The sequence below is a fragment of the Pseudonocardia halophobica genome (assembly GCF_027922425.1).
GTDB classification, from domain to species: Bacteria; Actinomycetota; Actinomycetes; order Mycobacteriales; family Pseudonocardiaceae; genus Pseudonocardia; species Pseudonocardia halophobica.
In genome coordinates this window covers 12,170-34,876 of the sequence record NZ_BSFQ01000020.1, presented here as the reverse complement: position 1 = coordinate 34,876, position 22,707 = coordinate 12,170, and the positions used below count along the sequence as shown (strand labels likewise).

The window sequence follows — 22,707 nt, the reverse complement described above, 5'->3', positions numbered from 1 at the left end:
TCCGGTCAGTGCCGTTCGATCAGTGCTGTCCGGTCAGTGCGCCGCGTCGTCCCAGCTGCGGCCGTACCCGACCGACACCTCGAGCGGCACCGACAGCGTCTCGGCCGCGCCCATCTCCCGGCGCACCAGCTCCTCGACGGCCTCGCGCTCGCCCTCCGCGACCTCGAGCACCAGCTCGTCGTGCACCTGGAGCAGCATCCGGCTGCGCAGCGAGGCCGCGGACAGTGCGGTGTGCACGTTGAGCATCGCGACCTTGATGATGTCCGCCGCGCTGCCCTGGATCGGCGCGTTGAGGGCCATCCGCTCGGCCATCTCGCGGCGCTGCCGGTTGTCGCTGGTCAGGTCGGGGAGGTAGCGACGCCGGCCCAGCATGGTGGCGGTGTAGCCCTCCTTGCGGGCCACGTCGACGATCGAGCGCAGGTAGTCCCGCACGCCGCCGAAGGTCTCGAAGTAGTCCTCCATCAGGGCGCGGGCCTCCTCGGTGGAGATCCGCAGCTGCCCGGAGAGCCCGAACGCCGACAGCCCGTAGGCCAGGCCGTAGTTCATCGCCTTGATCTTGGCGCGCTGCTCGGGGGTGACCTCGTCCGCCGCCACGCCGAACACCTTCGACGCGGTCTCCGAGTGGAAGTCCCGCTTCGAGTTGAACGCCTCGATCAGCGCCTCGTCCTCGGAGAGGTGCGCCATGATCCGCATCTCGATCTGGCTGTAGTCGGCGGTCATCAGCTCGCCGTAGCCCTCGCCGACCACGAAGGTCTCGCGGATCCGCCGCCCCGCGGCGGTGCGGATCGGCACGTTCTGCAGGTTCGGGTCGGTCGACGACAGCCGACCGGTCGCCGCGATCGTCTGGCTGTACGTGGTGTGGATCCGCCCGTCGGCCGCGATCGACTTGAGCAGCCCGTCGACCGTGACCTTGAGCCGCGTGGCGTCCCGGTGCTGCAGCAGGTGCATGAGGAAGGGGTGCTCGGTCTGCTCGTAGAGGCTCTGCAGCGCGTCCGCGTCCGTGGTGTAGCCGGTCTTGGTGCGCTTGGTCTTCGGCATGCTCAGCTCGTCGAACAGCACGACCTGCAGCTGCTTCGGCGAGCCGAGGTTGATCTCCTTGCCGATCACCTCGTAGGCGGCGCGCGCGGCCTCCTTCACCTGGGCCGCGAACTCGGACTCGAGCGACTCCAGGTGGTCCCGGTCCACGGCGATGCCCGCGGCCTCGAGGTCGGCGAGCACGAACGCCAGCGGCTGCTCCAGCTCGAGCAGCAGCCGGGTCTGCTCCTTCTCGGCCAGCTCGGCGCCGAGCGCGTCGGCCAGCTCGGCCACCGCCGACGCCGACACCATCTCGGTCTCGGCGTGCTTCGCGTCGGCCTCCTCCTCGCCGCCCAGCAGGGACAGCTGGCCGTCGCCCTCCCCGCCCTCCATGGCGAGCTCCCGCCGGAGGTAGCGCAGGGCCAGGTCGGCGAGGTCGAAGCTGCGCTGCCCGGGCCGCGCGAGGTACGCGGCGAGCGCGGTGTCGCTGGTCAGGCCCCCGAGCGTCCAGCCCCGGCCGCGCAGCCCGTGCAGCACCGCCTTCACGTCGTGCGAGGCCTTGGGCACCGCCGGGTCGGCCAACCACTCCCCCAGGGCCGCCTCGTCGTCCGGCTCCAGCAGCCGGACGTCCACGTACCCGGCCACGGGGACACCGGCGTCGGCGGGTGGGCGGGAGTTCAGGCCGGCCCGGTCCTCCAGCGTCGGCTCGCCGGTGGCCAGCGCGATCCCGGTGAAGTCCCGCTCGGTGATCCCGCCGGCCACCCCGGAGAACGCGACGCCGACCCGCCGCCCGTCGCGCGCGTGCTCGGCCAGCCAGGTGCGCACGGTGCCCGGCGCGACGGTCCCGCCCTGCACGTCGAAGCCCGACTCGGCCTCCGGCTCGGCGCTCTGCAGCGTGGCGAACAGCCGCTCGCGCAGCACCCGGAACTCCAGCTCGTCGAACAGCCGGTGGACCGCGTCCCGGTCCCAGGGCCGGACCTCGAGCTCGGCGGGCACGCTGTCGAGCGGTACGTCCCGCACCAGCTCGGTGAGCTGGCGGTTCATCAGGACGTTGGCCAGGTTGGCGCGCAGCGCGTCCCCCGCCTTGCCCTTCACCTCGTCCACCCGGTCGGTGAGCTCGCCGAGCGAGCCGAACTCGCGGACCCACTTGGCCGCCGTCTTCTCCCCCACGCCCGGGATGTTCGGCAGGTTGTCGCTGGGGTCGCCGCGCAGCGCCGCGAAGTCCGGGTACTGGGTCGGGGTGAGCCCGTAGCGCTTGTCGACCTCCGCCGGGTCGATGCGCCCCAGGTCCGACACGCCCCGCTTCGGGTACAGCACCGTGACGTTGTCGGTGACCAGCTGGAACGCGTCCCGGTCGCCGGTGGTGATGAGCACCTCGAAGCCCTGCGACTCGGCCTGCGTGGCCAGCGTGGCGATGATGTCGTCCGCCTCGAAGCCCTCGACGGCGAACACCGGGATGTTCAGCGCGCGCAGGACCTCCTTGATGAGGTCGACCTGGCCGCGGAAGTCGTCCGGCGTGCTGGTGCGGTTCGCCTTGTAGTCCGCGTACCGCTCCGCCCGGAAGGTCTTGCGCGAGACGTCGAACGCCACGGCCAGGTGCGTCGGCTGCTCGTCACGGAGCTGGTTGATGAGCATCGACGTGAAGCCGTAGACGGCGTTCGTGGTCTGCCCCGTGCCCGTGCGGAAGTTCTCCGCGGGCAGGGCGAAGAACGCCCGGTAGGCGAGGGAGTGACCGTCGAGCAGCAGCAGCCGCCTGCCCTCGGGCGCGGCGGTCTTCCCGGTGCTCGCCGCGGACTTCCCGGCGGCCGGTGTGGCGGGTGACTTCGTGGCGGGGCTCATCGGGGGCGAGTCTAGGACCGGGCACCGACAGTTCCCGGCGAGCCTCCGCCTCGGCCGGGCCCCGTCCCCGATCGGGCGAGCAGCGGGCGGGCCCCGGCCCCGCCGCGCCCCGCCCTCACCCCAGCCGCACCCACTCCCCGCGCGAGGGGACCCCCGCCCCGGACAGCAGGAACAGCAGGTACCAGCCCGGCGGCGCGTGCTCCGGCCCCGGCAGCCGGACGGTCAGCCGGACCGAGCCCCGCGCGAGGATCGGCAGGTCGACGAGCCGCTGCTCGACGTCGGCGGAGTGGGTGGTGGCGCCGGGCCGCACCAGCGCGGCGGAGGCGATCGCCCCGGGGTCTCCGGTCGAGACGTCGAGCGTCCCGCCGAAGTCGACGGCCGTCTCCGCGGGCACGCAGCCGGGCGGCGTGCCGCGGAACAGGTAGGGCGGCCAGTAGACCTCGATGCGCAGCTCCTCGGTCTTGCGCGCGGGGTTCGAGCCCGCGGTGACCACCCGGCCGTCGGGCATCAGCAGGGCGACCGAGTGGTAGAGCCGCGGGACGCGCGAGGTCGCGCCCATCGCCCAGGTGCCGCTCGCGGGGTCGTAGATCTCGGCGTCGAGGGCCGCGTGGGCGGCGGACTCCTCCATCATCGCGCCGCCGTTGACCAGCACCGTCCGGTCCGGCAGCAGGGTCGCGCAGAGGTGCATCCGCCGCATGGCCAGCGAGCCGGTCGCGACGTACCACGGTGCGGCGGCCTTCAGGTCCACCACCGCGGCGGAGCCGGTCGCGCCGGTCATGTCGTGCATGTCCCACGGGCCGCCGCCCACGATCATCACCCGCTGGTCCTGCACGGGCGGCAGCAGCACGCTCGCCGCCTGGTTGCGGGCCTGCGGCACCGGCAGGCCGTCGACCGGCACCGTCGCGTTCGTCGCGAGGTCCCACATCGCCGGCCGCTCGCCGTTGTTCGGCCCGTACTGGCCGCCCGAGTAGAAGACCCGCCCGTCCTCGAGCAGGAACAGGTGCCCGTACATCGGCCAGTTCGGCGAGTTCGGCAGCGTGGTCCAGCCCGTACCGTCCCGGTAGATCTCCGGGTGGGTGTTGAGCTGCGAGGTGCCGTCGAGCCCGGAGACCGCGAGGACCCGGCCGTCGGAGAGCGCCACCAGCGTCGGGTACCAGCGGCCGCCGGCCATGTCCGGCACCGCCTCCCACGCCCCCGTCGAGCCGGTCGGCGAGCCCGGGTCGGGCGCGCCCTTGTCCTGGTCGAACACCACGGCCTGGCGCAGGCCCAGGAACGGGTCGTACCGCTCCGTCCCGCCCGCCGCGAGCAGCCGGCCGTCGGCCAGGAACGCGTGCCCGCAGCAGAACAGGTCGACGGGGGTCGCCGGCCTGCTGAGCGCGCTCGACGGGTAGTGCCAGACCGCCGTGCCGAAACGTCCGGCGGCGGCGTTGTCGGGGTCGTTGCTCGAGCCCGCGAAGAACGCGACCGAGCCGGTGTGCAGCAGCGCCGCGTGGACCGCCAGCACCCCGGAGTCCCGCTCGAGCAGCCGCCAGACGCCCATCTCGGCGCCCATCTCCCGGTCCGTCATCAGGTCCGACACCCGGTACCAGCCGCTGCTCCCGCCGACCGGGGCGTCGACGGCCAGCGTGAACAGGTGCGGCATGCCGCGGGCGCCCAGCGGGACGACGGCGAGGGCGGCGTCGGAGTTCTCCCAGAACCCCCACCCGGGCAGCCGCTCCCACGGCCCCCAGCCGTCCGCGCTGCGGCCGTCCTCGAGCCGCCAGCCGACGCTGACGTAGCCGACGTTCTCCCCCGCCGGGTTGTCGACGACGAGGACCACCAGCTCCGGCCTGCCGTCGCCGTCGAGGTCGGTGACGGCCAGCCCGGCGCCCTGGTTCTCCCAGCCCCACCAGGCCGGGACCTCGGCCCAGTCCCGCCACTCGGTCACGACGCCGTCGGGCCCGAGCGGGCCGCTGCGGTAGAAGCCGTGGTTCTGCCCGTCGGGGGCGTCGACGGACAGCACGACGAGATCCAGCTGCCCGTCCCCGTCGACGTCGGCCACCGCGATGTCCGCGCCCGCGTTCTCCCAGCCCGTCCAGTCCGGGATCGCGGTCCAGCCGGTCCAGCCGCCGGTGACCTCGCCGTCCGCGTCGAGGTCCCGCCCGATTCGGTAGAAGCCGCCGTTCGGCCCGTCCGGCGCGTCGACCGTGAACACGACCAGGTCGAGCGACCCGGTGCCGGTGACGTCGGCGAGCGCGATCCCCGCGCCCTGGTTCTCCCAGAACCCCCAGTCCGGCACCGGCCGCCACGGGCTCCACGGGCCGGTCAGGGCGCCGCCGTCCGTCAGCCCGTGGCCGACCCGGTACCAGCCGGCGTTCGCGCCCGGCGGGGCGTCGACCACGAGGACGACGACGGAGCGGCCGCCGTCTCGGGCGAGGTCGCCGACCGCGACCCCGCCGCCCGCCGAGGTGCCCGCGAACCAGTCCGGAACCGCGGTGAAGTCCGTGTCCACGTGCCCTCCCGGGTGGTCGCTACGGAACCAGAGGTGCCGGTCACAGGACGTGATACCGCGGTTCGGCCGTCACGCCAACTCCTCCGGCGGCGGGCCGAGCATCTCGCGCACCGCCTCGCAGCCCTCCTCGGTGATCAGCTGGTCGACGTACTGCTCGCGGAGGATCTTGAACTCCGGCGGCTCGTCCTCGTGCACGACGATCCGGTCCGCCCCGTGCTGCGCGGCCAGCGCGTTCACGGCCTCCTTGATGTCGTGGAACGACGCGTCCAACTCGTCGGCCAGCTCGCGCATCCGCTTGATCATCCGTGCCTCCGGTTCCGCCGTCGCTCTGCGCCGGTACGTCTCGCGCCGCCCGTCCTCGTCCGGATAGCCCGCCGCGGCCTCGCCGACCCCTCGGGATTGTCGGGCCCGCAGGCGCGGAGGTCACCGCCGGAACGGCCCTGAGAACGACGACGGCGCCGCCCCCGGACGGGGGACGGCGCCGTCGGACGGACGGAGGTCCTCTCAGGCGTTGACCTCCTCGAGGACCGCGTCGCTCACGTCGAAGTTGGCGTAGACGTTCTGGACCTCGTCCGAGTCCTCGAGCGCCTCGATCAGCCGGAAGACCTTCTTGGCGGCCTCGGCGTCGAGCTCGACCTGCATCGACGGCAGGAACGTCGGGTCGGCCGAGTCGTAGTCGATCCCCGCCTCCTGCAGCGCGGTGCGCACCGCGATCAGGTCGGTGGCCTCGGAGACGACCTCGAAGCTCTCGCCCAGGTCGTTGACCTCCTCGGCGCCCGCCTCGAGGACGGCCACGAGCACGTCGTCCTCCGAGAGGTCGTTCTTCGGCAGCACGACGACGCCCTTGCGCGTGAACAGGTAGGCGACGGAGCCCGGGTCGGCCATGGTGCCGCCGTTGCGGGTCATCGCCGTGCGCACCTCGGTGGCCGCGCGGTTGCGGTTGTCCGTGAGGCACTCGATCAGCAGCGCGACGCCGTTGGGGCCGTAGCCCTCGTAGGTGATCGTCTGGTAGTCCGCGCCGCCGGCGTCGGCACCCGAGCCGCGCTTGACCGCGCGGTCGATGTTGTCGTTGGGCACCGAGCTCTTCTTCGCCTTCTGGATGGCGTCGTAGAGCGTGGGGTTGCCGTCGGGGTCACCGCCGCCGGTCCGGGCCGCGACCTCGATGTTCTTGATCAGCTTGGCGAACATCTTGCCCCGGCGGGCGTCGATGACGGCCTTCTTGTGCTTCGTCGTCGCCCATTTGGAGTGGCCACTCATCGGCTGCCCCGTCCTTCCTGAACTCGCGCGTGTGCCCGCTGCGCGGCGCCTGGCAGGACGGGCACGCAGGGCCCGCACGAGGCCCTGCCGGATCCCACCGATGGTACCGACGGGCCCGTCACCGGCACGAACACCCCACGCGCGGCCGTGTTCATCACACGCCGGGCCGGGTTCGTTACGGATCCGGTGGGTAACTCACCGGTGTCGGTGAAAGAGCGGGCCGGGCGTTCACGTTCCGGGCCGCTCGTGCGATGTCACCGGTGAGGGACGCCGAGGGGGTGCGAGATGGGCAGGCACAGCATGCGGGGCCGCGAGCGGTCCGCGGCGCGGCTCGGATGGGCCGCGGCGGGCGCCGCCGTGCTCGCCACCGGAGGCACGGCGGCGGCGACCGTGCTCACCGGCACCGCCACCGCGGACACCCCGCTGACCGTCACGATCACGGGGGCACCGGCCCCTCTCCACACCTGTGACCTGCAGTCCCCGCCGGAGTTCGGCGACCCGGCGAACCCGGACGAGATCACCAACCGGGCCTGCGGGTACGTCGACGACCGGGGCCGGCAACGTTCGTCCGACCCGTGGATCGACGGCCAGCTGCTCGACGCAGAGGGTCGCTGATCCCGGCTCAGCCCGGCCCGCGCTCGCGGAAGGCGGCCAGCAGGGTGGAGGTCGCCTCGGGCGACAGGGTCTCGACGGGCACGTGGCCCAGAACGCGGATCGTCGCCCGCATCTGGGCCAGGTAGGCCGCACAGCCGGGACACAGCGCGAGGTGGGCCTCGATCACCGCGGCGTCGTGCGCGGGGAGCGCCCCCTCCAGGTAGTCCGTGAGGATCTCGACCAGCTCGGCGCAGGCGAGCCGGACGGCCGCGTCGTGCAGGGCGTCGGGCGTGGTCCCGGGATCCCGCGGGCCGCTCACGCGATCGCCTCCTCGAGCAGGCCGCGCAGGCGGGTCCGGGCGCGGTGCAGCAGCACCCGCTGGTTGGCCGGGGTGAGGTCGAGCAGCGTGCACACCTCCTCGGCGTCGAACCCGTGGACGTCCCGCAGTTCGACGACGGCGCGTTGCCGGTCGGGGAGCTCGGCCAGGGCGCGTCCCAGGAGACCACGGAACTCGGCGGCGAGCACCTCGGGCTCCGGGCCCCACTCCACCGGGGCCGCCTCGTCCCGCCAGTGCCCGGGGTACTCGTCGTCGTCGCCACGGAACCGGCGCGGGTCCACACCCGGGCGCTCGAGCTCGAGGACCCGGCCCGCCTCGGCCCGGCCGCGGCGGCGCGCGGTGTTCACGAGGACGGTGAAGATCCAGGTCTTGAGCGAGGCCCGGGCCGCGAAGCCGTCGAGTCCGCGCAGCACTGCCAGCCAGGCGTCCTGCACGACCTCCTCCGCCGACGCGTGCGTGCGCACGTGCGCCCGCGCCACCCTCAGCATGGCCGGGGACCAGAGCCGGACGACCTCCGCGAAGGCCTGCTCGTCGCCCCCGCGCAGGCGCTCGACCAGATCCGGGTCCGCGACCGGCACCGGAGCACGGTAGCCGCCTCACGCCGGGGCGGGAACGCGTCGCGGCAGGAGCGCGAGGGCGAGCGCGGGCAGCACCAGGACCGACACGAGACCGGCGGCGACCAGCGCTGCCCCGGTCGCCGGGTCGAGCAGGCCCATCTCCTCGCCGATCTGCGCGGCCGCCAGGAGGAAGGGCAGAGAGGTCGCCTGGAGCAGGCCCACGGCCAGCAGCTCGCGACGGTCGAGCTCGCGGCGGAACGCGAGCGCGGGCAGGCCCCGCACGACCAGCAGCGCGGCCAGGAACAGCGGCACCGCGGCCAGGGCGGCCGGGTGCTCGACCAGCCCGCGCAGGTCCAGGGTGAGCCCGCTCGTCACGAAGAACACCGGCACGAGCAGGCCGAACCCGACCGCCTCGAGCTTGACCGGGTACCGCGGGTGGCTCCGCTCGGGATCCGGGTCGAGCGCGCGCACGAGCAGCCCGGCGAGGAAGGCGCCGAGGATGGCCTCGAAGCCGAGCGCCTCGGCCGCGAGCGTCAGCCCCGCCACCAGCAGCACGGTCAGCCGGACCCGAAGTCGTGCGCTCGTGTCGGCCAGCCGCGTGACCAGCGCGGACACCCGCGGCGAGTGTTCCGCACCGAGCACGACCAGCCCGACGGCGAGGAGACCGGCGAGCAGCAGGACCAGGAGCAGCAGCCGCCCGCCGAGCGGGGTGTCCCCGCCCGCCAGGCCGACCGACAGCAGCACGACCGCGGCGACCTCGCCGGCCGAGGCGCCGGCGATCGCCAGCCGCCCGACGGGCCGGTCGCGCACGCCCGCGTCGCCGAGGACCGGCACGACGAGCCCGAGCGAGGTCGCCAGCAGCGCGACCCCGACCAGCGCGGCCCCGCGGACGCCGGCGGCCTGCAGCAGCGCGGCGACCGCGGCGGCGAGGACCACCGACACGCCGAGCGAGAGGGCGACCCGCCGGCCGGGCCCGCCGCGGAAGCGCCGCAGGTCGACCTCGGCCCCGGCAAGGAACAGCAGGAAGGCCAGCCCGAACAGGGCGAAGGCCCGCACGGTCGGGTCGGGTTCGATCCAGCCCAGCACCGCCGGGCCCAGCACGATCCCCGCGACGATCTCCAGCAGGGGTCCGGGCAGCGGCAGCGCCGGGACCAGACCGAGCAGCAGCGGGACGCCCGCGGCGACGGCCAGCACGAGCACCAGGTTCACCGACATCGCACGGCCCTCACACCAGCTCGCCGTCCGTGTGCACGTGCAGCAGGGCCGGGCCCTCGGCGGCGAACAGCTCCTTCATCCCCGCGCCGAGCTCGTCGGCCCGGTACACCGGGATCCCGGTGGCGCCGCAGAGCCGGGCGTAGCCGGCGAAGTCCGGGTTGACCAGGGAGGTCTGCCAGACCGGGAGGTCGCCGGCCAGCTGCTCCTTGCTGATCTTGCCGAGGGCGCCGTTGTCGAGCAGCACGTGCTTGACGGGGATCCCGTACTTGACCGCGGTCGTGAGCTCGGCGAGGTACTGGCCGAAGCCGCCGTCGCCGGTCACCGCCACGACCGGGCGCCGCGGATCCGCCGCCCACGCCCCCAGCGCGGCGGGGTAGCCGAAGCCGATGGAGCCCAGGTAGCCCGACATCAGCACCGGCTGCCCGGCGCTCTCGAAGTACCGGCCGAAGCTGTAGGCGTGGTTGCCGACGTCCACCGTGATCACGGCGTCGGCCGGGCAGTGCGTGGACAACGCCGCGAACACCGCCGCCGACGCGACCCCGCGACCCCGGTCGTCCGCCGCGCGTCGCGCCTTCTCCGCCCGCCAGATCGCCCACCGGGCGGCGACGTCCGGGCGCTGGTCCGCGGCGGCCGCGGCACCGAGCCGGGCGGCGAGGGCCCGGACCGTGACGGCGGCGTCGCCGAGCAGCCCGATCTCCACGCCGTGGAAGCGCCCGATGGCCGAGGGCGTGTCGTCGACCTGCACGATCGGCTTGTACGGCGCGATCCCGGTGTGGTTGGCGAACGACGCCCCGACGACCAGGAGCAGGTCGGCCTCGTTCATCAGCCAGGACGCGACCGGCGTGCCGGAGCGGCCGAGCACCCCCGCGCCGAGCGGGTGGGTGTCGGGCACGAGGCCCTTGGCGCGGAAGGTGGTGAGCACCGGTGCGCCGAGCCGCTCGGCGAGGGCCCGCAGGTCGGCCGTGGCGTCCCGGGCCCCCTGCCCGGCGATGATCACCGGCCGCCGGGCGGCGGCCAGGCGCTCGACCGCCGCGGCGAGCTCCGCCTCGGGCGGGGCGACCGCGAGGTCGGCGCGGCGGCCGGCGGGCGCGCCGGCGCGGGCGTCGGAGGGCAGGTCCTGCACCTCGTCGGGCAGGACGAGGTGGGCGACGCCGCGGCCGTCGACCGCGTGCTTGACGGCGGTGGCGGCCAGTTCGGCGTGGTCGGAGCCGGCGTGCACGGTGACGGTGGAGACCGCGACGTCCCGGAAGGCGGCGGAGAGGTCGAGGTCCTGGAAGGCACCGCGGCCCAGCACCGACGACGGGACCTGGCCGGAGATCGCGAGCACCGGCGCGCCGTCGAGCTTCGCGTCGTAGAGCCCGGTGAGCAGGTTCGTCGAGCCGGGGCCGGCGATGGCGAGGCAGGCGGCGGGGCGGCCGGTGAGCTTGCCGTAGGCGGAGGCGGCGAAGGCCGCCGCGCCCTCGTGCCGGATGCCGACGTAGCGCAGCTCGTCGCGGGCCTCGGCCCGGCGCAGCGCCTCGGCGAACCCGAGGTTCGAGTGCCCGACCATGCCGAACACGGTGTCGACGCCCCAGGCCACCAGCGTCTCCACCAGCACGTCGGACACGCTGCGCGGCCGCTCGGTGCGCTCGGGCAGGGCGACCCGGACGGAGTCGCCACGCTGCTCGACGGGGAAGGCGACGGGGGCGTCGAAGAAGCCCTCGGGCGGCCGCCCGGTCGTCGGGTCGTAGTCGTAGCCGTGCCACGGGCAGCGGAGCAGGCCGTTCTCGATCGCCCCCTCCCCCAGCGGTCCGCCCTGGTGCGGGCAGTGGTTGTCCAGCGCGCCGATGCGTCCGCCGCAGCGGGACACGGCCAGCGTCCGGCCGTCGACGACCACGGTGCGCACCCGGCCCTCGTCGGGCAGCTCGTCGAGCTCGTACCAGCAGGTCATCGGGTCACCCCCGCGTAGTGGACGCCGACCAGCTCGGCGACGTCGCGTTTCCAGCTCGTGAGGTCCTTCGGCGTGAAGTGCGAGAGGGAGTCGTGCCCGCAGGCCCGCGCGAGCACCACCATCAGGTCCGTCATGGCGCCCAGCAGGCGGGTCAGCTGCTCGGCCGCGCGCTGCACCGGCAGCCGCGCGCGCAGGTGCGGCTTCTGGGTGGCGATGCCCATCGGGCAGTTGTCGGTGTGGCAGGCGCGCATGCCCACGCAGCCGATGGCCTGCAGCGCCACGTTCGACACGGCGATCGCGTCGGCTCCCAGGGCCAGGGCCTTGACCATGTCCTGGGCCCGCCGGAACCCGCCGGTCGCGACGAGCGTGACGTCCCGGGCCCCGGCCAGGTCGAGGTGCCGGCGGGCGCGGGCGAGCGCGGCCATCGTCGGGACGCTGATCGTGTCGCGGAAGATCGTCGGTGCCGCGCCCGTGCCGCCGCCGCGGCCGTCGAGGATGACATAGTCGACACCGAGGTCGAGCGCGGCGTCGAGATCGGCCTCGATGTGCTGGGCCGACATCTTCACGCCCACGGGGATGCCGCCGGACCGCTCCCGGACCTGGTCGACCAGGGCCCGGGCGTCGAGCAGCGTGGTCCAGTCGGTGAACCGCGCCGGCGACACCGCCGCCGTGCCCTCGGGAAGGCCGCGGACCTCCGCGATCCGCCCGACGACCTTGTGGCCGGGCAGGTGCCCGCCGGTGCCGGTCTTCGCCCCCTGGCCGAGCTTGAGGTGCAGCGCCTGGACCCGGTCCAGGCAGGCCTCGTCCCAGCCGAACCGGCCCGACGCCAGCTCGTACAGGTAGCGCGAGCACTCGGCCTGCTCCTCGGGCAGCATCCCGCCCTCGCCCGAGCAGATCGCCGTCCCGGCGCCCTCTGCCCCGCGGGCCAGGGCGGTCTTCGCCTCGGCCGAGATCGCGCCGAAGCTCATGTCCGACACGAACAGCGGGATCTCCAGGCGCAACGGCCGCGCGGCCGCCGGGCCGATCGTGACCGCGGTGTCCACCGGCTCGTCGTCCAGCATCGGGAAGCGGTGCAGCTGCGCGGTGAGGACCTGCAGGTCGTCCCAGGACGGCAGCTCGGGCCGGGGCACGCCCATCGCCGCGACCTGTCCGTGCACCCCCGACAGCCCGTGCCGGGCCAGCCGGTGTATCTCGCCGACGTAGGGCTCCTCCGGGCTGTCCTGGTGGGGGTCGTCGAAGAGCCGGTCGTAGGTGGAGACGACCCGCCGTTCGGGCCGCATCGCCCGGTAGTCCGCGAGCTCGGCCTTGTCCACCAGCACCTCGTCGTCGACGACGTGGCACGAGAACTTGTAGAGCCGCTCCGCCGGGTTGTAGGCCGAGACCCCGGTGTCGAGCCGGTAGTCCCAGCCGTGCACCCCGCAGACCAGGTTCGGGCCCTCGACGCGGCCGTCCGCGAGCAGCGCGCCGCGGTGCGGGCACCGGCCCTCGAACACGTGCGCCTCGCCGCCGCGACGCACGACGACCAGGTCGATACCGTCGGCCTCGGCACCGACGGGCGCGTCCTCGGCCAGCCCGTCCCAACGGATGATCGGCAGGAAGTTCGTGTCCATGTAACGCTCCCGGCTCCGTCCGACACTGGTGGGGACACAGAGCACGCCGGACGGGCGGGCGTTACACGATCGGCGCGACGGGTGGGAGGACGGCATGGACGAGCGGATCCTGGTGGCGACGCGGCGGGCGCTGCACGCGGTGGCGGAGTCGGTGATCGCGGGCCCGCAGTACCGGGCCGACGGCACCATCCGGCTGAAGGTGACGCCCGGCGGGTTCGGCGGCACCCTCTCCGCGCTGCGGGTCGAGCACACCGACCTGGTCTGGCGGGGCGGGCGCGCCCCGCTCGCCGGCACGTGCCGGCAGCTCGCCGAGGCGGCGGGTGTGCAGGTCGGACCGCCGGAGGGGCTCTACGCCGACGGCTCGGGCGTCGGCCCGGACGAGCCGTTCGCCCCCGACCCGATCGCGGTGGAGCACCTCGCGGACTGGTTCGCCCGGGGCGACGCCGCGCTGCGGACGCTCGGTGACCCGGTGCTCTGGCCCGAGCACTTCGACCTGGGCGTGACGGCGGACCGGGTCAACTACGGGGTCTCCCCCGGCGACGCGGCGCACCCGGCCCCGTACGCCTACGTCGGGCCGTGGGAGCCCCGGCGCGGGGAGTTCTGGAACGCGCCGTTCGGGGCGCTGCGGCCGGCTTCGGCGCTGCCGGACGCCGACGCCCTCGCCGCCTTCCTGGCCGAGGGCCGGGCGGCCGCCGAGCGGGACCCGGCGGCGACGGGCTGACCCGCGCGGTCAGCTCTGCCGGACGACGTCGGCGAAGAGGGCGTGCACCCGCCCGTCGCCGGTGAGCTCCGGGTGGAACGCGGTGGCGATCACCGTGCCCTGCCGGACCGCGACCGGGCGACCCGCGGCGGCGCCGGGGTCCTTCCCCGTGCTGGTGACGGCCGGGACCGCGGCGAGCACCTCGACGTCGTCGCCGGTCTTCTCGACCCACGGCGCCCGGATGAACACGGCGCGGACCGGGCCGCCCTCGACGCCGGTGAAGGCGAGGTCGGTCTCGAACGAGTCGACCTGGCGGCCGAAGGCGTTGCGCCGCACGACGACGTCCAGTCCGCCGAGCTGCTTCTGGTCCGGCCGGCCGTCGAGCACCTCGCCGGCGAGCAGGATCATCCCGGCGCAGGAGCCGTAGGCGGGCATGCCGTCGGCGATCCGGTCCCGCAGCGGGTCGAGCAGCTCGAAGACCTCGAGGAGCCGGCTCATCGTGGTCGACTCGCCGCCCGGGATCACCAGCCCGTCGACCGCGGCCAGCTCGGCCGGGCGGCGGACCGGCACGGCCTTCGCACCGGTCGCCTCGAGGGCGGCGGCGTGCTCGCGGACGTCGCCCTGGAGGGCCAGGACGCCGATCGTCGGGACGGCTCCGGTCACTGCTCGATCACCACGTCTACCAGGGTAGACGGTGATGCGGCCCACCCGCCGATCACTGCCCGGCGGCGACCTCGCCCGCCCGCGCGGCCTCCTGCGCGGCGTGCCGGACCGCCTCGGCGACGGCGGGGGCCACCGACGGGTCGAACACGCTGGGCACGATGAAGCTGGCGTTGGGTTCGTGCACCACGTCCGCGATGGCCGCCGCGGCCGCGAGCAGCATCCGGTCGGTGATGTCGTGGGCCTGCGCGTCGAGCAGGCCGCGGAACACCCCCGGGAAAGCGAGCACGTTGTTGATCTGGTTCGGGTAGTCCGAGCGGCCCGTGGCGACCACGGCCGCGTGGTGCATCGCGACCGACGGGTCGATCTCCGGGTCCGGGTTGGCCAGCGCGAACACGATCGCGTCGTCGGCCATCGTGGCGAGCTCCTCGGCCCCGAACAGGTTCGGCGCGGAGACGCCGATGAACACGTCCGCCCCGACCAGCGCGTCGGCCAGCGACCCCTGCCGGCCCCGGTGGTTGGTCTGCTCGGCGATCGAGGCCAGGTTGTCGTCGAGGCCCGGGCGGCCGGAGTGCACGATCCCGTCGATGTCGACGGCGAGCACGTCGCCCGGCTTCTCCGACTGCAGCAGCCGGATGATCGCCGACCCGGCCGCGCCCACCCCGCACACCACGATCGTGCAGTCGGTGATCTTCTTTCCGACCACCCGCAGCGCGTTGCGCAGCGCCCCGAGGACGACGACCGCGGTGCCGTGCTGGTCGTCGTGGAAGACCGGGATGTCGAGCATCTCGCGCAGCCGGCGCTCGATCTCGAAGCAGCGCGGCGCGGCGATGTCCTCCAGGTTGATCCCGCCGTACGCCGGGGCGATGACCTCCACGGTGCGGATGATCTCCTCGGTGTCCTGGGTGTCCAGCGCGACCGGCCAGGCGTCGACCCCGGCGAACCGCTTGAACAGCGCCGCCTTGCCCTCCATGACCGGCATCGCCGCGGCCGCGCCGAGGTTGCCCAGCCCCAGCACCGCCGAGCCGTCGGTGACCACGGCGACGGTGTTGCGCTTGATCGTGAGCCGGCGCGCGTCGGACGGGTTCGCCGCGATCGCCTGGCAGACCCGGGCGACGCCGGGGGTGTAGGCGCGGGAGAGGTCGTCGCGGTTGCGCAGCGCGACCTTCGACTGCACCTCGAGCTTGCCGCCGAGGTGGATCAGGAAGGTCCGGTCGGACACCTTGCGCACGTGCACGCCGGGCACCGCGCCGAGCGCGGCGGTGATCTCCTCGGCGTGGTCCTGGTTGAGGGCGTTGCAGGAGATGTCGACGACGATCGTGGCCGTCCGGGCCTCGACGACGTCGAACGCGGTCACGACCCCGCCGACGTTGCCGACCGCCACGGCCAGATCCCCGGCGGCGCTGGCGGAGGCCGGGGCCTCGACGCGGACGGTGATGGCGTATCCGGGACCGGGTATGGGCACGGCCACGGACCCTACTCGCGCCCGCCGTGTGATCCCGCGCGCGCCGCGACCGGATTGGGCAAGGCTTGAGGCGGACCCTGTGCGCGGGGTTGTGCCCGCGCGACGAGGGGAGTGGAATCGGCTGTGACCCGCAGCACATCGGAGTGCACCCCAGCGGAGGTGGTCGCAGTGACCGTCAGATCAGACCCCAAGACCGGCCAGCGTGGAGCATCAGACGGGATCGGGGCGCCGGTCACCGATCCCTCGCTCATCCGGAACGTCGCCCTCGTCGGGCCGTCCGGGTCGGGGAAGACGACGCTGGTGGAGGCGCTGCTCGCGCACACCGGCGTGATCCCCCGGCAGGGCAGCGTGCTCGACGGGACGACCGTGTGCGACCACGACCCGGCCGCCGTCCGCCAGCACCGTTCCGTCACGCTCGCCGTCGCGCCGCTGCGGCACGGCGAGCTCAAGATCAACCTCATCGACACGCCCGGCTACGGGGACTTCGTCGGGGAGCTGCGCGCCGGCCTGCGGGCCGCGGACGCCGCGCTCTTCGTCGTCCCGGCGATCGCGGGCGCGGACGGCGAGGGCATCGACGCCGGGACGATCGCGTTGTGGCAGGAGTGCGCCGCCGTCGGGACGCCCCGGGCGCTCGTCGTCGCGCGGTGCGACCAGGCGCGGGCCGACGTCGAGGCGACCCAGATCGCCTGCCAGGAGGCGTTCGGCGGGGTCGCGCCGCTCTACCTGCCCATCTCCGCCGACCAGGGCGGCCTGTACGGCCTGCTGAGCCAGACCCCCGAGGGCGCGGCGCCGGCCGGGGCGGAGGAGGCCCGGGCCACGCTGATCGAGGGGATCATCGAGCAGTCCGAGGACGAGACGCTCATGGAGCGCTACCTCGGCGGCGAGGACATCGACACGGCGGTGCTGATCGACGACCTGGAGACGGCCGTCGCGCGCGGCGCCTTCCACCCCGTCGTGCCGGTCTGCTCGGCCAGCGGCGTCGGGCTCGACGCCCTCCTCGAACTGCTCGCGGGCGGGTTCCCGTCCCCGTTGGAACGCCCCCTGCCGATGGTGTCGACGATCGACGGCGGCGCGCACGACGCGCTCACCGCGGACCCCGGCGGTCCGCTGGCCGCCGAGGTCGTGCGCACCTCGGCCGACGCGTACGTCGGCCGGGTCTCGCTGGTCCGCGTGTTCTCCGGGACGCTGCGGCCGGACACGTCCGTGCACGTCAGCGGGCACGTCCCGGCCCCGCGGACCAGTCCGGAGGACGCGAGCGCGTTCCCACCCGGCCACGACTCGGACGACCGGCTCAGTCACCTCTACACCCCGCTCGGATCCACGCTGCAGGAGACCGAGACCTGCGTGGCCGGCGACATCTGCGCGCTGACCAAGCTGTCCGGGGCCGAGACCGGCGACACCGTGTCCGACGCCGAGCACCCGCTGCTGCTGCGGGCCTGGGACCTGCCGGAACCGTTGCTGCCGATCGCCGTCGTGGCGAAGGACCGCAGCGACGAGGACGCGCTCGCCCGCACGCTCGGCAAGCTGGTCGCGGCGGACCCGGGGCTGATCCTGGAGCGCAATCCGGAGACCCACCAGACGGTGCTGTGGTGCACCGGCGAGGCGCACGCGGACGTCGTGCTGTCCCGGCTGCGCGAGGCCGGGGCCAACGTCGACACCGAGCCCGTGCGGGTGCCGATGCGGGTCACGCTGGACCACAAGGCGAAGGTGACGGGCCGGCACGTCAAGCAGTCCGGCGGGCACGGCCAGTACGCGATCTGCCACGTCGAGTTCGAGCCGCTCCCCCGCGGGTCCGGCTTCGAGTTCAAGTCCGCCGTGGTCGGCGGGTCGGTGCCGACGCAGTACGTCCCGAGCGTCGAGAAGGGCATCCGGGCGCAGCTCGAGCGGGGTCTCACCGCGCCGTCGGAGGGACCGGACGCGCCGCCGCACCCCGTCGTCGACATCCGGGCGACGCTCGTCGACGGCAAGGCGCACAGCGTCGACTCGTCCGACGCCGCCTTCCAGACCGCCGGGGCGCTCGCGCTCCGCGAGGCCGCCGAGGCCTGCGGGGTGACGCTCCTGGAGCAGGTCGACGAGGTCGCCGTCACGATCCTCGACGACCACCTCGGGGTCGTGCTCGGCGACCTGTCGTCGCGCCGCGGGCGGGTGCTGGGCACCGAGCCGACGGACACGGCGGGGCGCACCGTGGTCCGTGCCGAGGTGCCGTCCGAGGAGCTGCTGCGCTACGCGGTGGACCTGCGGGCGATGACCTCCGGGACGGCCACGTTCACGCGGGCCTTCGCGCGGTACGGGGAGAAGTAGCGGCCGGCCGTCGCGAGCGGCGCCGGCGGGCGCCGCTCGCGACGGCTCGTGGCGAACCCGCCGGGACCGTCGGGGGTCGGTCCGGTCGGGCGCAGCCGTTGCGGGGAGCGGACGGCTGCGGCGAATGCTCTCGGTGACGCCCGCGCCCGGTCAACCCGGGAAATCTCACGTTACGCAGTGGTAACGACAGATGCAGGCGCAACGATCTCGCGTTGGGTAACGGTGTTCCTGAGGATCATCCTCGGCCGTTCGGGCGCCGATGCTGGTCCGCGCGGCGCTCCGCCTCGAAGGCCACCATCCGGGCCATCACGCCGAAGATCAGGTCGTGTCCCGGCTTCTGCGCGTACCAGTAGACGCGCCCCGCGAGCCCCCGGGGACGGAACGTGACGGTCTGCGTGTAGCGGCTCACCCCGCGGCCGGCGGGTTCGACCGTCATCCGCAGCCGCGCGACCCCCGGCAGCCGGGTCTCCGCGCGCAGCCCGAGGGCGTGCCCCTGGTCCACCTCCTCGACCCGCCACCAGTCGACCGGCGCGCCCGGCTCGAGCCGCTCGGGCCGGCCGCGCCGCAGCCCGACGCCGCCGACCAGGCCGTCGAGCCGCTGCCGCAGCGCCCACGCCCCGGGCACGGTGTGCCAGCCCTCGTCGCCGCCCAGCCCCGCGACCACGGACCACAGGACCTCGGGCGGCGCGTCGACCTCCTCGACGTGCCGGCCGGTCAGCGCGGGCGGGCCGGACCCCTCGGGGTCGGTGGCCGCCGGCCCCGCCGACCCCTCCTCGGCGAGGGCCCGGCGCACCGCCTCGCGGTACGGCGTCCGGCCGCCGGGCGGCTCCCCGACCAGCGCGGACAGGTCCGACTCACGACAGACGAGGTCGTAGGCCATCGACTCGAGCAGCGGCCCGGCGAGCTCCCGGTCGACCGGGGTGAGCGCCTCGATCGCCCGAGCGCCCAGCCGCGGCGCGGCGACCGGGACCGGAACGGTGAGGGCGCGGGCCAGGCCGGCCTCGCGGGCGTACCCGCGCAGCAGCTCGACGTAGCTGGGCGCTTCCGGCCCGCCGACGTCGAACGCCCGGTTCACCTCCGGCGGCAGCCGCAGGCAGGCGGTGAGCCAGTACAGGACGTCGTCGATCGCGATCGGCTGGATGCGGTTCCACGCCTGGTCCGGCAGCGGGAGGACCGGCGGGCCGCCGAAGACCGTCTCGGCGAGGTGCCGGATCATCTCGAAGCTCGCCGACCCCCGGCCGACGACGATCCCGGCCTGCAGCACCGCGGTGGGCACCGCGCCGGCCCGCAGGATCTCGCCGACCTCGTTCCGCGACCCGAGGTGGGCGGAGTTGGCCTCGCCGGTGGGCTGCAGCCCGCCCAGGTAGACGATCCGCCGCACGCCCCCGGCCTCGGCCGCCGCGGCGAGCGTGTGGGCTGCGAGCCGGTCGCGGTCGGCGAAGTCCGGCCCGTCCATGGAGTGCACGAGGTGGACGACGGCGTCGACGCCGCGACACGCCTCCCCGGTCGGGGCGGCGTCGCCCACGCTCCCCCGCACGACCTCCACCCGGTCGGCGAAGCCGGTCCGCGCCAGCCGCTCCGGCGACCGCACCAGACAGCGGACGGCGTGCCCCTCCGCGAGCAGCCGCGGCACCAGCCGCGTGCCGACGTAGCCCGTCGCCCCGATCACGAGAACTCGCACGGGCCCGATCGTCCCCGATCACCGGCCGGACCGCTCGTCCCCGCCCGCCGGACCTCCGGCGCCACGATCGGGCTACCGGGCGCGGCGGTACCCGATGATCACACCCCCGTGGGGTATGTCTGATTCATGGTCCCACCACGCACCCTCCACCGCCTCGCCCTCCCGGCGCTGGCCGTCCTGTCCGTCGCGCTCGTCGGCTGTTCGTCGCCGTCGCAGACGCCGTCGACCGAGACCGGCACGCCGGCCGCGACGACGGCCCAGGCCGCCCCGGCGGCCCCGGCGGCCCCGGCCGCGAGCGGCTCCGCCGGGGACGACGTCGACGTCGAGGCGACGTTCGCCACCACCGGTGACGCGATCACCTACAACCCCGAGCTGGTGCCGGCCGGCGCCACGGCGAAGGTCACGTCGTCGACCGAGGGCACCAGCTCCACCGTCACCCTCGCGGTCACGGGCCTGGTGCCGAACCGCACGTACGGCTCGCACGCCCACCAGAAGCCCTGCGGCCCCGCCGCCGCGGACTCCGGCCCGCACTTCCAGCACGTCGCCGACCCGGTGAGCCCGAGCGTCGACCCGGCCTACGCCAACCCCCAGAACGAGGTGTGGCTGGACTTCACCACGGATGCGCAGGGCGCCGCCTCGGTCACCGCCACGCAGGCCCAGTGGGCGTTCACCGACCAGGCCGCGCCGCAGTCCGTCGTGATCCACGCGATGAAGACGGCGACCGAGCCGGGCAAGGCCGGGACCGCGGGTGACCGCGTCGGCTGCGTGACCGTCGACTTCGCCTGACGGATCCCTGCGCTCGCACGCTCAGAGCGGGTGGGAGCTCGTCACCGCGACGAGCTCGCTCGTGTGGCTGCCCGCCACGCCGACGTCCGGTGGCCGGGGCCGGAACCCGGGCAGCCCGTCAAGCCCGTCGGACCCGTCGGTGACCTGCAGGCGCAGGTCACCGGCGGGCACGTCGCGCAGGGTGAGGCGGAGTTCCAGACCCTCGGGCGGCGGGGCGTGGAACAGCAGGTCGAGGCGGCCGTCGCGGACGGGCACGGGCGTGCCCGCCACCCCTGTCCCGATCTCGGCCTCGGTGACCACGCCCCCTTCACTGCGCAGGGCCACGAAGCGGACCGCGCGCTGCGGGCTGATCCGCGCGGTGACCGTCCGGCCCTCGCGGGTCGCGGTCACGGTCGCGGGCGGCAGGTCCGCCGGGAGCGCCGGGCCGGTCGCGTGGGTACCCCCGAATCCCGGCAGGTCGAGCTCCTCGCGGCCGTCGACGTAGCCGGCGGTCCACGGCCCGGGGCGGGCCTCCGCGCTGACCCAGCGGGCCGTGCGCGCGTCGGCGTCGAGCAGGTACACGAGCTGGCTCGGGGCGAGCTGCGTGGCGTCGAAGGCGTTGCGCGCGAAGCCCGTCGCACCGAGGACGAGCGCGGCCGCCAGGGCCACGGCGGGCGTGAGCCGGGGCACCGGCAGGAGGTCCAGCAGCGGGACGAGCGCGAGGCCGAGCAGGGCCATCACGAAGGCCGGGACCGCGGCGACGGACAGGCCCAGCGCCGGCAGGAACAGCACGGCCGTCGGAACCAGGACCAGCACGGCGACCACCCCCGCCACGACCTCGGCGATCCGGCCGCCGATCATGCCCGCGACGCCGCCTGCCAACGCCGGCAGGGCGGTCAGGTACGAGCCGCCCGGCGCCGCCACCGCCAGGACCACGCCCAGCACCGCCAGCCAGGCCAGCCCGCCGACGGCCAGCGCCGTCGCCCCGATCCGGTTGCGCAGCAGGGCGAACCACGCCAGCACCACGGCCGTGACCAGGCAGGCCAGCGCGACCCGGCCCCAGCCCGGCTGCCACGGGTCGCGCAGCGCCGCATAGCCCGGCCGCAGGGCGGTGAGGCCCAGCCAGGCGAGCTGGGCGAGCGCCGGTGCGACCACGAGCGGCACGAGCCCGGCGGCCGTCCCGGCCAGCAGCCGTCGCCCCGTCGTCGGGCCCCGGCGGAGCGCGACCAGGGCGAAGCCCGCGACCGCGACGACCGCGAGGACCGCGAGCGGCACGACCAGCGCGTCCGGGTAGCGGACCAGGTGGCCGACGACCGGGAAGTACGTCGCGTCGGCGGACTCCGCCCGCACGGCGGCAAGGTCGACGGTCCCGAGCCGCGACACCAGCGCCGTCGTGTTGTCCAGGTGCATCTGCAGCGACCCGAGGTCCATCCGCGCCGGGACGTCCTGCGGCCCGTGGTAGGCCGCGCTCCCGTCGATGTACGCGCTGTTCAGCCCGGTGAAGCGGCCGGCGTCGCGGAAGGGGCTGAAGTCGGTGTCGTTCGGCAGGATCCGGTAGACCTCCACCGCGAAGCTGGTCGCGACGGGGTGCGGGGCCGCCGCCGCGAACTCCCGCACCACGGCGCCGTTGCCCGGCGTGGTCTCGAACATGATCACGGGGCCGGACGTGCCGCGGGCCTCGACGTTGAGCACCACCCCGCCGTCGGCAGCCTCCGGCGCCTCCGCGACGAACGCCTCCGCCCCGCACAGGCAGGCCTCCTCGGCGTCCGTCGAGACGAGGACGACGTCGTTGCGCGGCGGGTGGGCCCGCAGCCACCGGGCCGTCTCGAGCAGGGTCGCCGTGCCCGCGCCGTCGTCGTTCGCGCCGGGGCCGGCCTGGACGGAGTCATGGTGCGCCACGAGGAACACCCGCCCGGTCGACGCGGTCCCGGGCACCGTCGTGATCACGTTGCGGACGTGGGCGGCGGCCGCAGTCCCGTCGCCGAGGGACCCGGCGTCGACGCCGACCGTGTCCTGCACCCGCGGTGCGAACCCCATGTCCCGCAGGGTGCTCACCACGTACCCGCGCACGGCGTCGTTGGCGGGCGAGCCGGCGACGTGCGGGCGCACGGCGATGCGCTCCACGTCGGCGAAGGCCCGGGCGGCGGACGGCCCGGGCGCGGCGGGGTCGCGCTCGGGCGTCGGCGGGAGGATCGTGACGACGGCGGCGACGCCGGCCGCGAGGACCAGGAGCCAGGCGAGGAGCGGGGCGAGCGGGCGCGGCACGCGCGCAGTCTCGCGGCTCGGTCCCG

17 protein-coding genes are annotated in these 22,707 nt (G+C 74.9%); 4 read left to right on the top strand and 13 right to left on the bottom strand.

Going from position 1 to position 22,707, the window contains the following annotated elements:
- Nucleotides 1–33: 33 nt before the first annotated feature.
- The 4 genes from polA to PKE99_RS21830 all read right to left on the bottom strand — a co-directional run bounded on the left by polA (nucleotide 34) and on the right by PKE99_RS21830 (nucleotide 6,601).
- Nucleotides 34–2,853, bottom strand: coding sequence for a DNA polymerase I (gene polA / locus PKE99_RS21845; RefSeq protein WP_037044307.1), 2,820 nt, complete (start codon nucleotides 2,851–2,853; stop codon nucleotides 34–36).
- A gap of 115 nt (nucleotides 2,854–2,968) precedes the next feature.
- Complete coding sequence (locus PKE99_RS21840; RefSeq protein ID WP_037044304.1) at nucleotides 2,969–5,344, bottom strand: galactose oxidase-like domain-containing protein; 2,376 nt, start codon at nucleotides 5,342–5,344, stop codon at nucleotides 2,969–2,971.
- A 69-nt stretch (nucleotides 5,345–5,413) separates the two neighbouring features.
- Complete coding sequence (locus PKE99_RS21835; protein ID WP_037044301.1) at nucleotides 5,414–5,647, bottom strand: hypothetical protein; 234 nt, start codon at nucleotides 5,645–5,647, stop codon at nucleotides 5,414–5,416.
- A 201-nt stretch (nucleotides 5,648–5,848) separates the two neighbouring features.
- Entirely contained in the window at nucleotides 5,849–6,601 is a 753-nt protein-coding gene (locus tag PKE99_RS21830; protein WP_037044299.1) for a YebC/PmpR family DNA-binding transcriptional regulator, read from the bottom strand.
- 285 nt (nucleotides 6,602–6,886) lie between these two features.
- Here PKE99_RS21830 and PKE99_RS21825 point away from each other — a divergent pair, with 285 nt between their 5' ends.
- Complete coding sequence (locus tag PKE99_RS21825; protein ID WP_156067448.1) at nucleotides 6,887–7,216, top strand: hypothetical protein; 330 nt, start codon at nucleotides 6,887–6,889, stop codon at nucleotides 7,214–7,216.
- Nucleotides 7,217–7,223: 7 nt separating this feature from the next.
- Here PKE99_RS21825 and PKE99_RS21820 read toward each other — a convergent pair whose 3' ends face one another.
- Genes PKE99_RS21820 through PKE99_RS21800 form a run of 5 tightly spaced genes read right to left on the bottom strand, consistent with a single transcriptional unit; the run spans nucleotide 7,224 to nucleotide 12,844 of the window.
- The gene (locus PKE99_RS21820; protein ID WP_231498158.1) at nucleotides 7,224–7,514 is read right to left on the bottom strand and encodes an anti-sigma factor family protein; all 291 of its coding nucleotides are present in this window, start codon (nucleotides 7,512–7,514) and stop codon (nucleotides 7,224–7,226) included.
- On the bottom strand, nucleotides 7,511–8,110 hold the full coding sequence (locus PKE99_RS21815) for an RNA polymerase sigma factor (RefSeq protein ID WP_037044295.1): 600 nt from the start codon (nucleotides 8,108–8,110) through the stop codon (nucleotides 7,511–7,513). Before PKE99_RS21815 ends, PKE99_RS21820 begins: the two co-directional genes overlap by 4 nt.
- Before the next feature lie 18 nt (nucleotides 8,111–8,128).
- Nucleotides 8,129–9,304 carry a cation:proton antiporter gene (locus tag PKE99_RS21810; protein WP_037044293.1) on the bottom strand — a complete coding sequence of 392 codons (1,176 nt, stop codon included), beginning with the start codon at nucleotides 9,302–9,304 and terminating at the stop codon, nucleotides 8,129–8,131.
- Nucleotides 9,305–9,314: 10 nt separating this feature from the next.
- On the bottom strand, nucleotides 9,315–11,234 hold the full coding sequence (locus tag PKE99_RS21805) for a thiamine pyrophosphate-binding protein (RefSeq protein WP_037044290.1): 1,920 nt from the start codon (nucleotides 11,232–11,234) through the stop codon (nucleotides 9,315–9,317).
- A complete protein-coding gene (locus PKE99_RS21800) occupies nucleotides 11,231–12,844 on the bottom strand; it encodes a glutamate synthase-related protein (RefSeq protein WP_051737234.1) in 1,614 nt (537 codons plus the stop codon). The genes PKE99_RS21805 and PKE99_RS21800 overlap by 4 nt, the downstream gene beginning before the upstream one ends.
- 94 nt (nucleotides 12,845–12,938) lie before the next feature.
- Between PKE99_RS21800 and PKE99_RS21795 the strand changes: the two genes are divergently transcribed.
- The gene (locus tag PKE99_RS21795) at nucleotides 12,939–13,565 is read left to right on the top strand and encodes a hypothetical protein (RefSeq protein ID WP_037044289.1); all 627 of its coding nucleotides are present in this window, start codon (nucleotides 12,939–12,941) and stop codon (nucleotides 13,563–13,565) included.
- 9 nt (nucleotides 13,566–13,574) lie between these two features.
- On the opposite strand, the gene pdxT is transcribed toward PKE99_RS21795, so the two are convergent.
- Both pdxT and PKE99_RS21785 read right to left on the bottom strand, forming a co-directional pair.
- Nucleotides 13,575–14,207: a pyridoxal 5'-phosphate synthase glutaminase subunit PdxT gene (gene pdxT, locus PKE99_RS21790; protein ID WP_037044287.1), complete on the bottom strand. Its 633-nt coding sequence runs from the start codon at nucleotides 14,205–14,207 to the stop codon at nucleotides 13,575–13,577.
- A 52-nt stretch (nucleotides 14,208–14,259) separates the two neighbouring features.
- Nucleotides 14,260–15,669, bottom strand: coding sequence for an NAD-dependent malic enzyme (locus PKE99_RS21785; protein ID WP_037044566.1), 1,410 nt, complete (start codon nucleotides 15,667–15,669; stop codon nucleotides 14,260–14,262).
- A 159-nt stretch (nucleotides 15,670–15,828) separates the two neighbouring features.
- Here PKE99_RS21785 and PKE99_RS21780 point away from each other — a divergent pair, with 159 nt between their 5' ends.
- Nucleotides 15,829–17,970 (top strand): elongation factor G-like protein EF-G2, encoded by a 2,142-nt coding sequence (locus PKE99_RS21780; protein WP_425566483.1) that lies wholly within the window; start codon nucleotides 15,829–15,831, stop codon nucleotides 17,968–17,970.
- Nucleotides 17,971–18,205: 235 nt separating this feature from the next.
- Here PKE99_RS21780 and PKE99_RS21775 read toward each other — a convergent pair whose 3' ends face one another.
- Nucleotides 18,206–19,651 carry an SDR family oxidoreductase gene (locus PKE99_RS21775; RefSeq protein ID WP_037044283.1) on the bottom strand — a complete coding sequence of 482 codons (1,446 nt, stop codon included), beginning with the start codon at nucleotides 19,649–19,651 and terminating at the stop codon, nucleotides 18,206–18,208.
- A 126-nt stretch (nucleotides 19,652–19,777) separates the two neighbouring features.
- Here PKE99_RS21775 and PKE99_RS21770 point away from each other — a divergent pair, with 126 nt between their 5' ends.
- Complete coding sequence (locus tag PKE99_RS21770; RefSeq protein ID WP_051737232.1) at nucleotides 19,778–20,437, top strand: superoxide dismutase family protein; 660 nt, start codon at nucleotides 19,778–19,780, stop codon at nucleotides 20,435–20,437.
- 21 nt (nucleotides 20,438–20,458) lie between these two features.
- On the opposite strand, the gene PKE99_RS21765 is transcribed toward PKE99_RS21770, so the two are convergent.
- Nucleotides 20,459–22,681, bottom strand: a complete 2,223-nt coding sequence (locus tag PKE99_RS21765) for a M28 family peptidase (RefSeq protein WP_037044282.1) — start codon at nucleotides 22,679–22,681, stop codon at nucleotides 20,459–20,461.
- Between the last annotated feature and the right edge of the window lie 26 nt (nucleotides 22,682–22,707).